Source organism: Flagellimonas spongiicola (genome assembly GCF_023502425.1).
In the GTDB taxonomy this organism is placed as follows: Bacteria; Bacteroidota; Bacteroidia; order Flavobacteriales; family Flavobacteriaceae; genus Flagellimonas; species Flagellimonas spongiicola.
Map to the genome: position 1 here is coordinate 1 of NZ_JAMFMA010000002.1, position 16,290 is coordinate 16,290.

Annotated in this window: 15 protein-coding genes; 10 read left to right on the plus strand and 5 right to left on the minus strand. The window is 38.4% G+C overall.

Annotated features, from left to right (window positions below):
• Positions 1-177: 177 nt before the first annotated feature.
• The gene (locus M3P19_RS06340; protein WP_249656812.1) at positions 178-2,232 is read right to left on the minus strand and encodes a putative porin; all 2,055 of its coding nucleotides are present in this window, start codon (positions 2,230-2,232) and stop codon (positions 178-180) included.
• A 137-nt stretch (positions 2,233-2,369) separates the two neighbouring features.
• Here M3P19_RS06340 and M3P19_RS06345 point away from each other — a divergent pair, with 137 nt between their 5' ends.
• The 4 genes from M3P19_RS06345 (at position 2,370) to M3P19_RS06360 (ending at position 7,598) form a co-directional block, all read left to right on the plus strand.
• Complete coding sequence (locus M3P19_RS06345) at positions 2,370-2,966, plus strand: ribonuclease HII (RefSeq protein WP_249656813.1); 597 nt, start codon at positions 2,370-2,372, stop codon at positions 2,964-2,966.
• Positions 2,967-2,994: 28 nt separating this feature from the next.
• The gene (locus M3P19_RS06350; protein WP_249656814.1) at positions 2,995-5,454 is read left to right on the plus strand and encodes a ribonuclease HII; all 2,460 of its coding nucleotides are present in this window, start codon (positions 2,995-2,997) and stop codon (positions 5,452-5,454) included.
• 129 nt (positions 5,455-5,583) lie between these two features.
• Positions 5,584-6,915 (plus strand): OmpA family protein, encoded by a 1,332-nt coding sequence (locus M3P19_RS06355; protein WP_249656815.1) that lies wholly within the window; start codon positions 5,584-5,586, stop codon positions 6,913-6,915.
• Between the two features lie 2 nt (positions 6,916-6,917).
• A complete protein-coding gene (locus M3P19_RS06360; protein ID WP_249656816.1) occupies positions 6,918-7,598 on the plus strand; it encodes a TapB family protein in 681 nt (226 codons plus the stop codon).
• A 33-nt stretch (positions 7,599-7,631) separates the two neighbouring features.
• Here M3P19_RS06360 and lipB read toward each other — a convergent pair whose 3' ends face one another.
• Positions 7,632-8,348, minus strand: a complete 717-nt coding sequence (lipB, locus tag M3P19_RS06365) for a lipoyl(octanoyl) transferase LipB (protein WP_249656817.1) — start codon at positions 8,346-8,348, stop codon at positions 7,632-7,634.
• A gap of 32 nt (positions 8,349-8,380) precedes the next feature.
• Entirely contained in the window at positions 8,381-9,121 is a 741-nt protein-coding gene (locus M3P19_RS06370; protein ID WP_249656818.1) for a hypothetical protein, read from the minus strand.
• Positions 9,122-9,270: 149 nt separating this feature from the next.
• Here M3P19_RS06370 and M3P19_RS06375 point away from each other — a divergent pair, with 149 nt between their 5' ends.
• Positions 9,271-10,035, plus strand: a complete 765-nt coding sequence (locus M3P19_RS06375; protein ID WP_249656819.1) for an SGNH/GDSL hydrolase family protein — start codon at positions 9,271-9,273, stop codon at positions 10,033-10,035.
• Between the two features lie 10 nt (positions 10,036-10,045).
• On the opposite strand, the gene M3P19_RS06380 is transcribed toward M3P19_RS06375, so the two are convergent.
• Positions 10,046-10,201 (minus strand): YqaE/Pmp3 family membrane protein, encoded by a 156-nt coding sequence (locus M3P19_RS06380; RefSeq protein ID WP_249656820.1) that lies wholly within the window; start codon positions 10,199-10,201, stop codon positions 10,046-10,048.
• Between the two features lie 91 nt (positions 10,202-10,292).
• Between M3P19_RS06380 and M3P19_RS06385 the strand changes: the two genes are divergently transcribed.
• The 4 genes from M3P19_RS06385 to M3P19_RS06400 all read left to right on the plus strand — a co-directional run bounded on the left by M3P19_RS06385 (position 10,293) and on the right by M3P19_RS06400 (position 14,450).
• Positions 10,293-11,342, plus strand: coding sequence for a response regulator transcription factor (locus M3P19_RS06385; protein WP_249656821.1), 1,050 nt, complete (start codon positions 10,293-10,295; stop codon positions 11,340-11,342).
• 94 nt (positions 11,343-11,436) lie between these two features.
• On the plus strand, positions 11,437-11,994 hold the full coding sequence (locus M3P19_RS06390; protein ID WP_249656822.1) for a thioredoxin family protein: 558 nt from the start codon (positions 11,437-11,439) through the stop codon (positions 11,992-11,994).
• 49 nt (positions 11,995-12,043) lie between these two features.
• Positions 12,044-13,735 carry a lysine--tRNA ligase gene (gene lysS / locus M3P19_RS06395; protein ID WP_249656823.1) on the plus strand — a complete coding sequence of 564 codons (1,692 nt, stop codon included), beginning with the start codon at positions 12,044-12,046 and terminating at the stop codon, positions 13,733-13,735.
• A 58-nt stretch (positions 13,736-13,793) separates the two neighbouring features.
• Positions 13,794-14,450, plus strand: coding sequence for a hypothetical protein (locus tag M3P19_RS06400; protein WP_249656824.1), 657 nt, complete (start codon positions 13,794-13,796; stop codon positions 14,448-14,450).
• 26 nt (positions 14,451-14,476) lie between these two features.
• Here M3P19_RS06400 and M3P19_RS06405 read toward each other — a convergent pair whose 3' ends face one another.
• Positions 14,477-15,112, minus strand: coding sequence for an RNA polymerase sigma factor (locus M3P19_RS06405; protein WP_249656825.1), 636 nt, complete (start codon positions 15,110-15,112; stop codon positions 14,477-14,479).
• Between the two features lie 3 nt (positions 15,113-15,115).
• Between M3P19_RS06405 and M3P19_RS06410 the strand changes: the two genes are divergently transcribed.
• Entirely contained in the window at positions 15,116-16,273 is a 1,158-nt protein-coding gene (locus M3P19_RS06410) for a FecR family protein (protein WP_249656826.1), read from the plus strand.
• The last annotated feature ends 17 nt before the right edge of the window (positions 16,274-16,290 follow it).

The following is a 16,290-nucleotide window of genomic DNA, read 5'->3' on the forward strand; positions in this document are numbered from 1 at the left end:
TCCAAAACCCTTTCCCGACACTTAAAAAACGCCCAGCCTTATCAGCTAAGCGGGTGCAAATATAAGCAGGTTATTTTTATCCAACAAACAGTTTTTCGGATATTTTTTTCAAAAAAAACAGACTAATTTGTAACATGCTGTTTTTCAACAGGAAATTAATTTAGAGTTAGGACAACTTTAAGAAAAGAAATTCCAAACAAGCCCAAACCGAATCACAAAATCCCGATATGGATAGTTTGGCGCTGAATAATATTTTGGCTCTGTAGAAAACAAAGTATTGAAATGTTCTGCCTTTAAATAAATTCTTGTTTGCCTCACTTTGGCATTAATAAAAAAGTCCAATAAAGGGTATGCCCCGAACTCTTCATTATTCTGAATATAGAATTCACCCAACAAAGGATTGTAGGCATTCATATTATAGGAAGTAAAATATTTAAAGGTCACCCCTGTTTGTATGAACATTGCCTTTTTGAAAATATCATTGGAATAATAAAGAGTATTTCTTGTCAATAACTGAGGCACGTTCATCACCTGATTGTCCTGTGTTACCTCCTGATAAAGTACGGTATTTGCCAAGGCCCATTTTCTCCAATTGAGCTCCTTGAAATATTTTACCCTCAAATGATTAATTGTACCGGCTTCTTGAAACGGTTTTACAAAAGCGGTTTCCTGTCCAGCATCAATTTGATCCTGGCTGGCCGTGGATTGAAAATAGGTATAGTTGTCAATAGCACTATATTCTGCTTCCAGTTTACCAAGCAGTTTGGAATCCAAACCGAAACGGATATTTTGAATCTGCTGATTCTCGAATGCCCCTGTATTTAACCAATTGTAATTTCTGTAATCACTTTGGTATAGCAGGAAATTAAAATCTGGCATTCTAGACGAGGCATGGATAGCCCCGGTAATCCTGATCTTATCGTTCAATTGATAATCTACCTGCGCATTAAACGTATTTCCGGTTAAATCACCTGTAATGGTGTAATTAACGTCCCCTTGCAAACTCAATCTTCCCAAATCCTTAAAGTAGGTGCCTCCTATACTAAGCTCCTCACCTTCCAATTTATTTGGAATTATACCCTCATCAGTCTGCAATAAACTGTTGAAGAAATAATTATAGTTATAAAGACTCGCCGTTCCTGTCAATCGCCCCAAAATTCGATTGGAAAACTCCGCTGATACTTTATTGAACATTGTCTTAAGTCTAGCTCGGTCCTCTATTGGAGTTACAAAAGGGTCATCTCCAAAAGCACTATTTTGTGCCGTTTGGGTAAAATCGTAAAACTTGGTTTCGTAAGTAAATTCATGCCCTAGCGACAATGAGGTAGGGAGACCTTTGGTGGAATCCTTTTTTACATTGAACAGTTTTAATTGATGATCAAAATAATAACGTTTGCCAAGAATACGATTATTGGCATCTGTAAATTGCACATCAATCCTGGAGCGATCACTAAATTCATCTTCGCCTCCTTCAAATTGCTCTCTTACCAATAGTCCGCCATTTTCTTCAGCTTCCAAATCTTGTGCTGCAATATGTCCGCGTATTGCATAATTTCCTTTTTCATTGGAATATGCAAAAGTGGTTCGGAAATTACCTGCTTGCGTTTGATCAAACCTATATTTCCCCAAGGACCTAAAACCCTTGTACGCTATTGATGCACTAAATCGTTTGGAAAAATTAAAAGCCAACAAGGCATCAAGCAATTGCCCTTGCTCCAACGTAGTTTTGAACATTAACTCCGTCATTGGTGTGGCTACGTTATAATAATTGATATCCTCCACTTCGAAATAATTGGAATGTATGGCACTGGCGCCCAGTCTAGGATAATAGGAGTCCCTGCCAAAGGTTCTTCCCAGCGTATTATAAGGCCTACCAATGTTTTCAAAAGGCATCAATTCAAAGTCGTCGGTGCGCAGGTAGTTGTACTTATATTCTTTATGGATTGTCAAGGATGTATCCAATATAATGGTATCCCTTGCATATGAGATAATCTTGTAATCTTTTATGGAAATAGTGTCTACTTGTTGTACTACGGTTTTGGGCCGTCTAAGCTTTGGTTTTCTTACCTTAATGGAATCCCGACTTCTTAAGGAATCCAATTCCATTTTTGGACGTATGGAATCGTTTTCAACAACAATAGAGTCTGTTTCTTTTGGAGGTGGAATGGAATCCTGTTGTGCAAACAAGGAAAAACTCAACAAAAAGAATAGGGCAAAAAATAATATTCTCATTCCAGTCTATTGGTCAGGCAAAGGTATATGTTTTGTTTCTAAAGAAATGTGAAAGTTTATTTCACAAAATCACAAGGTTTTCCAATTGCATATTTCTTCTTAGTTTTCGGTCCCGCTACGGTTAATTGTTCAATCCTATGCTCAAAAGTCATTTTAAATTTTCAAATGAAGCAGGCACCGATGAAGCTGGACGTGGTTGTCTTGCCGGACCGGTAACTGCCGGTGCCATAATTCTACCTGAGGGATTTAAGAACAGCATACTTAATGACTCCAAGCAACTATCGGAGTTAAAACGCGAGAACTTGCGACCTATCCTAGAGAAGGATGCAATAAGTTTTTCAGTTTGCCATGTTTTTGAAGATGAAATTGATAAAATCAATATTTTGAACGCCTCCATATTGGCCATGCATAGAGCACTTGATGGGTTAACTTCCATACCGAGCATGATTCTAGTAGACGGTAATCGATTTAAACCCTACCAAGATATTTTATATGAATGTGTGATCAAGGGTGATGGAAAGTTCATGAGTATTGCGGCCGCATCTGTCTTGGCCAAAACGCACCGAGATGCTTATATGCTAAAGATTCATGAAGAATACCCTATGTATAATTGGAAAAAGAACAAAGGGTACCCAACGAAAGAACATCGCGAGGCCATCAAAAAATATGGAATTACGAAATACCATCGAAAAAGTTTCCGACAACTTCCAGAACAGTTGACACTGGGTTTGTAAAATCCTAAATTTGTGTCAAACTTCAAAAATGAAATCTAAGGCGCTTCTACCCTTATTAACCCTATTCTTTCTTTGTTGTAAACCCGAAGTGCCACGCACAGACGATCTATTGGGGCATGTTTTACCAAATTCCACGTTGCTTATTAAAATCAATAATTTGTCCAATTTTAAAAGCGAGTTGAAAAATAGTTCTTTTTTGGACATCACACAGGAAAACGGGCTTTTTAAGGCACTCACTGACAAATTGGACGGCCTACAGTACCTGAATACTGATGATAATGCGCTGGTTGCATTTTATGAGGTTGGAAAGAACAACCACGAATACATCCTGACCTTAAAGCGCAACCAAACTAAATTTGACATTGATAGTTTGGAAAACAAAACTGTTGAAACCCTGACATATGAGAATAATTCCATCACCAAATACACCTTGGATGGAAATGAATTCTATAGTGTTGCACAAGGAGATGCACTTCAAATAGCTTCCAATCAAATCTTGATTGAGAATATTATCCGCTCTCCTTATCCAAAGGGAACCAATCGTAGTATGGAGCGTTTATACAATAGTTCAAGTACTAGTAAATCTGCAACCTTTTTCATGAATATGGATGAACCTAGCGCTATGGCATCCACCCACATGAAAGACGATCAGCAGACATTGGATGCTTTTGCTGATTGGATAAGTTTGGATTTTACAGCCAACTCCGACCAAATAAATTTTAGTGGGGTTACCTTGGCTTCAGATTCCACTCAAAATTTCATCAATTTATTCAAGGGCACTTCTCCTTTGCAGAACAAAACACCGCTCTATGCTCCTCAAAACACAAAGAGGTTGATCTCTTATACGTTTGACGATTACTCCGAATTTGCTAAGAACCAGAATGACTATTTGGATCGTGTCAAACCAATCGACACCTTGTTCAACACGGTTGAAGAACTTGGGGTTATAGAGGTAAATGCTGAAAAACTAGTACTTCTAAATGCTTACGGCACTGAAAATATATTGGATTTTGTGAACGCCGATAGCAATGGCACGTCCAACTACCAAGGCAGTGAAATTATCGAATTAAAATCCCAAGATTTCCTGAACAAAGGATTTGAGCCATTGCTCAAGGATTTTAAGTCCAATTACTGCACTATACTAGAAAACACCTTCATATTTTCAGAAAATAAGGAGGGTTTGCAAACCTTACTCAGCAACTACAAAAGCAATTCTGTCTTTTCGAATACTGCTACTTACTCATCTGCAACTGGCCAATTGGCCAATGAAGCATCTATACTTTATATCGCCAATGCGAATGGAATTGAACAAATGACAACATCGTATTTGACCGAGAGTCTATCTTCAATGTTTGATGCAAAAAAATTCGAGGAACATTGCTTTGCAGCCCAAGTAGTTGCAGATAACGGTTTTTCTCATGCGAATATGCTGATCACAAAAATCGCCAAAAGCACTGTATCCAAATCCGTCACTCCCTTGTTTACCCTAGAGTTAGATACTGATTTGATCGTGGATCCCCAATTTGTTAAAAACCATCGCACCAACAAACAAGAAATTGTAGTGCAAGATCAAAATAACATTTTGTATCTCATTTCCACGGACGGAAAAGTCCTTTGGAAAAAACAATTGGAGGGTAAAATCCAAGGTCGAATAGCGCAAGTGGACATCTATAAAAATGGGAGACTACAATTGGCATTTTGCACCAACAACCAATTTTTGATTCTTGATCGAAATGGAGATGAAGTGGCACCGTTCAGCATAAGCTTTGATGGAGGCAACCTAAACCCCCTTTCCGTATTTGATTATGAAGGTCGAAAAGATTATAGATTTTTAGTTACCCAAGGCGAACGCGTGTTCATGTACAACAATCGTGGGAAAATAGTAGATGGATTCAAGTATACCCGTGCTCAAAGTCCGATATTGAATTCCCCGAAACATTTTAGAATTTCAAATAAAGACTATCTGGTGTTTCAACTGGAAGACAAAAGCCTAAAAATACTCCATCGCGCAGGAGGCGAACGATTGAAAGTTGCTGAAAAAATAGATTTTTCAGACAACGAAGTGTTTTTGTATAAAGATAAATTTACCGTTACCAATAAAAAGGGTGTGCTGCATCAAGTGGATTCCCGTGGAAAATTAACAAGTTCTAACTTCAATCTGAGCCCTGACCATGGTATGTACACCACAAGTAAAACCCTTGTTTTTATGGATGACAATATTTTGAGCATAAAAGGCAAAAAGGTGGAACTTGATTTGGGTGTCTACACCAAACCCAAGATTTTTTACATCTACGACAAAATCTATGTCAGCGTTACTGACATTCAAAACCAGAAAATCCATTTGTATGACAGTCAAGCCAAGAGCATTCCCAACTTTCCTGTGTTTGGCAACTCAATTATAGACCTAGTGGATATGGACAATGACCGCAAACTTGAATTAGTTGCCAAGGATCAAGAAAATTCCATCATTGTTTACCGCATGAATTAAAACCGCTTTACTGCCACTTATACATTAGTTCAAACAAATCATACATCTTGGCTAAGGACCGGGTGATTTCTTTTGTAGTTTACCTAGAATCTTTTTGTTTAAAGAACACACAATCAAAACACTATAAAAATGAAAACCTCATCCCCTGGCAAAATCCTTTTGGGTTTTGTTTTTGTCTTTGGCTTTTGTCTTAATGGCAATGCCCAATTTTTTAAAAAACTGGCAAAAAAGGCCGAGAAAGCAGCGGAACGAACCGTTGAAAGACGCGTAGAAAAGGAAACTTCCGAAAAAACAGATCAAGCACTTGACAGTATACTTGAGCCAGGCTCTGGAGGAAACAAGCAAGGGCCTAATCAACCGCAACCAACAGGAGGTGACCCTAATGCACAAGGTGGGCAGTCTGGTAATGGGCAAACCACAGCACCCTTAGGTTCCAGTGGCCCAAAAACCATTCAAGTATATAGTAAGTTCGATTATGTCCCAGGAGACAAACAGTTGTTCTTCGATGATTTCAGCAACGATTTTATCGGTGACTTCCCTTCTAAATGGAATACTAATGCCGGTGGCGAAGTAGTCACTCTTGGTGAATCTCCGCAAAAATGGCTTGGGTTAAAATCTGGATACAATATTTATTACATTCCCAATGCCCCTCAACTCCCTGAGGAGTACACTATAGAATTTGATATTGCAGCTGTTGGATTGGACCGAAATACCTCTTCAACCGCACAACTTCAAATCATGCTCAGCAATGATGAAAAATTTGCAGAAGGTTCCAACTACGCTTATGCCGAAATACCTTTTTGCCAATACGCTGCAATTGGGGTAACCGTACAAAATAGAATCAATAACAGACGGGAAATCCGTAGCACGGTGAAAGCGGACTTCCGTGATGAGATTTTAGATAACCCACATATATCCATAGCGGTGAACAAACTTCGATTCCGACTTTGGGTCAATGAAGTCAAATACATTGATGTACCTCAATTGGTTCCAAGTGGCTCTGTTCTAAATACCTTAAAATTCCACATCAACAACTTTAAAGATGGCAAAGAGGGCGTTTTCATTTCCAACCTTAAAATTGCGGAGGGTGGCGTTGACTTAAGGCGCAAATTGATAGCAGAAGGAAAAATTTCCACTAATGGTATATTATTCGATACTGGGTCCGCCAATATCAAACCGGAGTCCATGGGTATCATTCGACAGATCTTCCAAGTACTCCAACAAGATGCCACCATCAATTTGAAGATTGTTGGACACACGGATAGTGACGGAAGTGATACGAACAATATGGATTTATCAAAGAAACGCGCCGAGTCGGTCAAAAATGCACTGGTTTCCGTTTATGGTGTCAACGGCAATCGATTGACCGTTGATGGAAAAGGTGAAAGTGAACCCCTAGCGGATAACAGCACTCCAGATGGCAAGGCACAAAACAGACGAGTAGAATTTATCAAACAGTAATCATGAAAAATGTGTTAATCAGCTTATTGGCATTTGTAATCGGAATTTCCGGTGCATGTGCGCAAACGGACTGCAGTAAATACTATCCTATTTCCGATGGGGCCAAATTTGAAATTTCCCTGTACAATGGCAAAATGAAGAAAGAAGGAAAAGTAGCGTATTCTGTAATCAATGATGGCGGAGACAAAATTTTGTATACCATGGAAATGTATGATAAGAAAGATGCTCTTTTGGGAGATTCCACTTATGGTATGCAATGTGAAAATGATGGGGTTTCTATTGATTTTAAATCGATGATGAATTCTGGGATGACCAGCCAGTTTCAAAATATGGAAGTGGATATTAATGGCAACAATATTTATTTGCCCAACAATCTGTCTGTATATGATGTGTTACCTGATGCCGAAATGGAAATTACCGTTACCGGTGCTCCTATTGCGATGACATCAACTATAAAAATGGTGGACAGGACTGTAATTGGTGAAGAAGCAGTTACTACTCCTGCAGGAACATTTCAGTGCAAAATATTAACCTATACCACTGAAATGAAAATGGGCATCAAAAGTTCAGGGTATACCAAACAATGGCTTGCAGAAGATGTTGGAATGGTTAAAACCGAAGATTACAATAAAAAAGGAGGGAAATTAAGAAGCATCAGTTTGCTTACTTCTTACCAACAATAGTTCGTTAACCAACCAAAAAATGAAAGCCGGGGTCTATACCTCGGCTTTTTTTGTGATTAGTTCTGCTTCAAAGAGGTCATTGAAATGGTAGAGCAATTTTTGTTTTATCTCTTCCATGTCCACTTCCTTTTTTCCTAATTCCACATTTAATGAGGTAACAGATTTATCCTTAATCCCACAAGGTATCATCAAATCAAAATACCCAAGGTCTGCATTAATATTAAATGCAAATCCATGCATGGTTACCCAACGACTTGCCCTAACACCCATGGCACATATTTTTCTGGCAAACGGTGTTCCAACATCCAACCATACTCCCGTTTCGCCTTCAGAACGTTCAGCTTTCAGGTCATATTCTGCCAATGTTCGTATTACTATTTCCTCCAAAAGTCGAAGGTATTTATGGATATCCGTGAAAAAATTATCCAAATCCAATATGGGGTAACCTACAATTTGTCCTGGACCATGGTAGGTAATATCCCCTCCTCGATTGATTTTGTAAAAAGTTGCCTCCTTCTCCTTTAGTTGGGCTTCATTGACCAAAAGATTATTGATATCACCACTTTTACCCAGTGTATAAACATGCGGATGTTCAACAAAAAGAAAATGGTTGGGAGTTTCAGTTGTAGTACCTGATCTTCTATTCTGGATTTTTAAGTCTACAATCTTTTGGAAAAGCAATTCTTGATAATCCCATGTATCCTTATAGTCCTTAAGCCCCAAATCCTGCAGTGCAACTTTTTTATTCATCCTGCAAAGATACGAAGCACCTCTATAGAAGCCTAGTCTTCCAGCTCTACCTCCAAATCCAAGGCAGAGGGGTTTTTCATGAGTTCCATAAATCCAACTTCGAGGAATAGTGTCTTGCCATCTGCACTAAAAGTGGCTCCTTCCACATTTGCGGATTTCACCCTTCTTGGGAAGTGGTATTTCAGCGTATACGTTGAGCCAGAAAGAAACATCTCAGCGCCTTGTAAACTGTCCAACCCTTGTTGAAACAAAACTTCGTCCAGGATTTTGGCCTTTCTACTAAAAGTTTTCTTGTCGAAAGTATAGTTCACCTCAGTGGTTGGTTCCTCGGAGCCCAATCCACCCGGTTTATCGCCTCCATTATCTGGCCCAAAAGTACTTGCGCCTTGAAAAGCGTTGAAGGCATCATTAACCTCTTCAACTTTGGTGAATTCACTGAACAAATCAAATTTCATCACCTTTTCTTCAGGATTCATGACCATATGCATGTTAAAGGGTTCCAAGCGCTTCAATTTTGCTTGTTCTTCTGGAGATAATTGGGCAATACTATCCTTTTTTTCTTCCAGTAAATCTTTAAAGGAAATGAGGGAATCAACGGCCTTTTCATCACTTTTCATCATTTCTTCCCCGGCCATTTCCATCAACTCGGACCCGTCAAAATTTATAGAGAGTTTACCAGTACCATCCTCATTGAGGTACATCTCCTCCGTAAAATTGCAGGCGCCAAGTAAAACTGTAAAAACAAGAAAAAGAATTTTATGGATAGTCTTCATAATGGTCAATATTTTTTGTGTTGGATTATTTCAACACCTAAAATAACCATTCACGCACAAAGAGCCACATTTAATCGTTGGGATCATATGGTTTTTGTCGAAAACACAGAATTTAGCGTCCGCAACTATTTTCGTATCTTTTAATGGCTATGAAAATAATTGTATTTCACTCTATTATCTGCCTTTTTTTTCTGCTATTGGGTAGTTCCTGCACAAAAAACCAAGCTGAAACCACAATACAGACCAATGCAAATGAGAACGTTGCCCTGAATAAGAATAAAATCGAGAGCAACGAAGATGATACCGCTCAAAAAATGCTGTATTATGCTGCATTAGGTGATAGCTATACGCTTGGTACTGGCATTTCTGAAGAAGAAAGTTTTCCCAATCAACTTCAAACTTCGCTAGCGGTACAATTAAACACACGCATCAACTTAGAAATATTGGCCGTAAATGGTTGGCGTACGGACAATCTATTAAGCAATTTTCAAGAACTAGACAGGGATTCCTATGATTTGATAACGCTCTTGATTGGTGTAAACAATCAGTTTCAAGGTCTTGATTACGAAAAATTCACGATGGAATTCAGTGAACTCGTCGAACACTCAATTAATCTAGCCAATAATAAGCCAGAACGTGTCATACTCATTTCAATTCCGGATTACACCTATAGTTCCTTGGGAAGCGTCTATGCTTCTGATGAGGATTCTTCCGAGATAGACAAGTGCAACGGGTTTATAGCCACTATTGCTGAGCAAACAGGTTGCCAGTTCGCCGATTTTACGGATATCAGCAGAAAAGGTCTAGAAAAACCTGAGTACATAGCTCCGGATGGATTGCATTTATCTGCCTTGGCATACGAAGAATTTGTGAGCAGGATACAACCTATGGCTTACTCCGAGCTTGCAGATTGAAATCCAAGTTCTAATTTGTGTTATTGAGTATGACAAGTGCACCTATTACACCTGGCACCCAACCACAAAAAGTTAGTAGCAAAACGATAAAGAAAGAACCACAACCTTTTCCTATAACCGCCAAGGGCGGGAAGATTATGGCCAATAAAACACGTAAGAAACTCATTGATTTGATAATTGATTGATGACATATATAGGTCGCACAAACCCGTAATTTGTTACACAAAACCCTTACTTTTAAATCCAGAGTTAACCGTATGCGTTTTAGGATTACAATAATTGCATTGCTCATAGGATTATTGGGCCACAGTCAATATAAATTCCATGGTCAAGTAGATTCCACATTTGTTGGCAATCCGGTTTATTTGTCCTTAGTGGAGGATTACAGAAAGTCCTCCCGCATTTACTTGGAACAGATCATAAGTAGATCCTACGTGGATTCTGTAGGCAATTTTGCCTTTGTCGGTGACAATCTTTCCACCACAAACCGTATTTATCGAATCCATTTGGACGAGTGCGAAAAACAAGATGATACCCATCATTTTATGGGACAGTGCAACAGTAGTCAAAGTGTACTGTTTATCGCCAATAATAACGACACGGTGCATTTCCCTATTTCATTTACTGACCAAGACCTTTGTACAATTCATTCTTCAAATAGCAAATCAGGGCAATTACTGCAGGTTGCACAACTTAAGGAAGAAATGATTTTTGACTTCATGGATTTTAGAAGTGAGGCCAATCAAAAGTTGAATTCCAAAAAATGGTTTGCCCGTTTACAGGAATTTGGCCTAAACGCAAAAGAACCGCTCACAGAATTATACATTTTTGATTTTTTATCCGATCGTAAAAACGAGACCTATCCCTATTACTTGCAGGATGTATCCAACAATCCATATTATATTGGATTGCATGAGCGGTTAAACAACAATTATGTAGGTGCTGATTTTACCCGACAATTTGAAGCAGAAATCAATGCGGATAAACAATTAGCATCATTCAGTGGTGAAAAACCCGTGAATTGGCAATGGATTTTAGGGTTGTTGTTGGCAGTATCCGTCAGCTTCAACTTGTATTTGCTCAATCGGTATAAAAAGAGACAAAAAAATAACCGTTCTGCTCAACTGCAAATGTTAACCCCGCAAGAACAAAAAATTGTCCAACTCATCATGGAAGACAAGACCAATAAAGAGATTGCTGCCGACTTATTCATTAGTCATAGCACGATTAAAACGCATATCAACAATCTTTACAAAAAATTGAATGTCAGCTCAAGGCAAGAGGTTGTTGCGCTTTTCAAAAATTAAAATCCACCGGGGGTCTAGACCCAAAATCCAACCTAGGAAAATCTTAATCACCTAAGAAATCACGCATTTTCGGAGAAACTTTAATCCGAAAAACATGAAACATTTTTTAATTGCAATTTTTATGTTGGGGGTAACAACAGGCTGCGCCCAAAGCTTTAACCAAGAAGTAAAACTGGAAGATGGCAAAACCTTTCTATTAGGAAAAATCACGCTGGAAGGTCTTCAGAATGCTCCTTATAGCGATTGGTTCAATTCCAACTATCAGGCTTATGCGGTGGATAAATCCCTTATTGATGTGTTCAAAACCAATCTACAAGAATACCATGTAAAGCTATTTTTGGGTACCTGGTGCGGCGATAGTAAACGGGAAACCCCTCGTATCCTTAAAATTCTAGAGGCATCCAATTTCCCAATGGACAACTTGGATATTGTCGCATTGGACCGACGAGAAGGTAAAGTCAAAACCAGTCCAACAGGTGAGGAACGAGGATTGAACATTCTAAGAGTGCCCACCATATTGTTCTACAAAAATGGGAAAGAAGTCAACCGAATTGTAGAAAGTCCGATTGAAACGCTGGAAGAGGACATGGCACAAATCCTATCCGGAAAATCCTATACACCCAATTACGCCACTTTAAGCAAGGCAAAATGAGGAATTAAAGCGCAAAAGTGTAATTTTGCGCTTTAATTTTTTATAGACTATGCAACTATCGGAACAGGAAATCGTTCGAAGGGAAAAATTGGCAAAGCTTAGGGAAATGGGTATAAACCCTTACCCAGCCGCATTATATCCAGTGGATGTTACTTCAAATAGCATCAAAAACGATTTTGCAGAAGGTAAACAGGTGGTTGTTTCCGGTAGATTGATGTCTCGTCGAATCCAAGGAAAGGCTTCCTTCGCCGAACTGCAGGATAGTGAAGGTAGAATCCAGGTTTATTTCAATAGGGATGAAATTTGCCCTGGAGACGATAAAACCCAATACAATGAGGTCTATAAAAAGTTGCTCGACATAGGTGACATTATTGGCATAGAAGGTGAGTTGTTTACGACCCAAGTTGGAGAGAAAACGGTAATGGTCAAGAACTTCAGTCTGCTGAGCAAGGCATTACGTCCACTACCATTGCCCAAAGTTGATGCTGACGGGAACGTTTATGATGAATTCAATGATCCTGAATTAAGATACCGTCAGCGTTATGTGGATTTGGTAGTAAATCCGTCGGTAAAGGAAACATTCATTAAAAGGACCAAAATCACCAATAGCATAAGGGAATTTTACAATGAAAGAGGCTATTTGGAGGTGGAAACCCCAATTTTACAGCCTATTCCCGGTGGTGCTGCGGCTCGACCATTTTTAACACACCATAATGCGTTGAACATTCCTTTATACCTAAGAATTGCCAACGAATTATACCTAAAACGATTAATTGTTGGTGGGTTTGATGGGGTTTATGAATTTTCCAAGGATTTTAGAAATGAAGGAATGGACCGCACCCACAATCCGGAATTCACCGTAATGGAACTTTACGTTGCTTATAAGGATTACAATTGGATGATGGACACCACCGAACAGCTTTTGGAAAAAATTGCCATAGATGCCAATGGTAGTACCAAGATCCAGGTTGGTGCAAACGAAATCGAATTTAAAGCACCGTACGCCAGAGTACCTATTTTGGAGGCTATCAAGGTTCACACAGGTCATGATGTTGCAGGTATGGACGAAACGCAATTGCGTGAAGTAGCCCAAAAGTTAGACATAGAGGTGGATGAAACCATGGGCGTTGGAAAACTTATAGATGAGATTTTTGGCGAAAAATGTGAGCATCACTACATACAGCCTACATTTATAACCGACTATCCAAAGGAAATGAGTCCTTTGACCAAGGAACATCGAAGTAATCCAGCTTTGACGGAGCGCTTTGAGTTGATGGTCAATGGTAAAGAATTGGCCAATGCTTATTCTGAGCTTAATGACCCTATTGATCAACGTGAACGGTTTGAAGAGCAACTACGATTATCTGAAAAAGGCGATGATGAGGCTATGTTCATTGACCAGGATTTTCTTCGTGCTTTGGAATATGGTATGCCACCTACCTCTGGAATTGGAATTGGAATTGACCGTTTGGTAATGCTCATGACCAACAACTCCTCCATCCAAGAGGTACTGTTCTTCCCACAAATGCGACCTGAGAAAAAACAAGTGGAGTTAACTGACGAGGAAAAGGTCATCATGGAGATTTTAAAACCTCAAGGTGAAATGCTATTAGCGGAACTTAAAAGCCAAGCAGGATTAAGCGGTAAAAAGTGGGATAAAAGCACTAAAAACTTGGCAAAGTTGGGCTTATTTCAAGTTGAGAAAAACGATGATGGTTTGTTTGCTAAACTAAAGCAATAAATCTATAGTTTTTGCGATTTATAATGATTCATTTCATTCATAAAAACATCTAAGTCCATTGAAGATTTTATTGTATTACCTCACACTTCTGTGCACCATGACGGTAAGCGCACAGATTAATTTTAGCAAAGCGGAAATTGTCAAAACAAATGGCGAAAAACTTAAATGCTTTGTAGCTCATATTTCCAAAACCAAAGAGGTAACGCAGGTTTTTTATAAAAAGGATAGGAAAGCAGAGATTTTAAGTTTAAATGCCTCAGAAGTTATTGAAATCGTTGTCCGGAATAAAAAAAGAATCCGTATTGCCAAGGTGGAAATTGATAATAGGTCAAATGAAATGTCCAAATTACTTTTTTTGGATCGAGATGGATCCTTTGACCTTAAAACAAGGGTATTACCATTGGAGTTATTGGTAGATGGAGCAGTTCCACTTTATAAGTCCAGTTTTGATGGTATAGAGAAGTTCTTCATTAAAGACCATAATAATGATATCGTTCAGTTACTATACAAACGATATTTTATAATGCGTGAACCAACACAGATAGGAAATGAATTCCTTAAGGAAAACAATCATTATTTCGGTCAACTATTAAATGAAGCACCTTGCCTAACTAATAAATCAAAATTTAAACCTCCTGCATTTGATGAGTTAAAGCTAATTGGCTATTTCGAAAGATTCAATAGTGGACAATGTGGTGATTGGCGAAGTAAATAATTACCTCTAAGATGTCAAAATTCATATCAGAACATTAACACTGAGGCATTTTCGCGGATGATTCTAAGTGCCTTGGACATTTGATTTTCCACGGTTTTTATGGAAATTCCCATATCTTCCGCTATTTCGCGGTATTTGCGTCGTTCTAACTTATTCATGATAAATATTTCCTTGCATTTTGGAGGAAGTTTTTCAATCAACTCCTCTAATTTGTCGAACACGGATTTCATAGTGGAATCCTCTTCTTTTTGCTCAAAATAGCTATCATAAATAGTTTCCCAGCGTACCTTATCCAATAGATCAGCCCTATTTTTCTCCTTTCTTATGTGCATAAGGAATTGATTATGGCAAGCCTTAAACAAGTAAGACTTTAATGAACCCTTGATGTTCAAGTTTTTACGCTTTTCCCATAGTTTTAAAATAACCTCCTGCACAATGTCCTTGGATAGGCTGCGATTACCACTTAATTGAAAGATGTAATTACAAAGCCAATCATAGTACTCGTCAAACAAATACTCATAGGCGGAAACATCGCCGGACCTAAGTTTCGATAAGAGTAATTGTTCATCCATTTTCAAGAAAATATGGACTAAAGTAAAAAATTTATAAAAAACGTAGGGGTTTTTTGTCAATTCAGCATCTTTAAGATGAAAGACTGCCATTATATGCAAGAATTAATCGAAAAGTACCTGAATAGGACGATTAGCAAAAAAGAGCGAAAACAGCTCAAAAAATGGGTTTTGGCAAATAACAACAACCTCAGAACCTTTAGAACAGAAATCAAGAATAGGTCCAAAAACAACCTTTACCATCAATTTGACGGTAAAGATGCGTATGTCACATTCCTGAAATCAATCGAAAAAAGAAAGAAACGTAATCCTTTTGTTCAGCATCAATGGAAATATGCAGCAATCTTTATTGGATTGATATCTCTGGGTTTAATAGTGGCCAAGCCTTGGAATTCTGAACAAAGTTCGCAAATCACTTCCACTGAACACCAAGAAATAAATCAATTAAACCAGGTGGTGATTACCTTGGCCGACGGAACAAAACAACTATTGTCCAAAGATGACACGGGTACCATCAGCAACAAGAATGGCAAAGTCATCGCAGTTAAAAATGGTAAAGAACTTGATTTTAGCGGCACTTCTTCAACCCAAGAGGACCAACTTGTATTCAATGAAATTTACGTGCCTTATGGGCAAACCTTTTCGCTTACATTATCTGATGGGACCAAAGTTTGGCTAAATGCAGGCACTAGTCTAAAGTTTCCACAACATTTGAATACAGCAACAAAAAACAGAATCGTCTATTTAAGTGGTGAAGCTTTTTTTGATGTAACCAAAGATAAAAATCGTCCATTCATTGTAAACGCAGAAAATCTGGACATCGAAGTTTTAGGCACCCAGTTCAACGTATCAGCCTATAAATCGGATGGGGCTATTGCAACAACACTTGTAGAGGGATCAGTACGCGTATATGAAAATTCCAATCCGGACACTAAAATGAAGTTGACACCAAACTACCAAGCGGCTTTTGCAAAAGAGCACGGTACGTTCTCGAAACATTTTGTGGATACAAGAATCTATACAGGATGGATGCAAAACCTGCTGATCATAGACAATTTAAAGTTTGACCATATCCTTAAGAAATTAGAGCGCTCACACAATGTAACCTTTATCAATAAAAACTTGGATTTGAACAATGAGGCATTTATGGGTGAGTTTGAAAATGAATCGATAACACATATTCTAAACACCATTGCCTCTAGTACACCATTTAACTATACAATAGAAAACAATGTCATAACAATATCAAAATAAAAAGGAAGGTGTTGCAG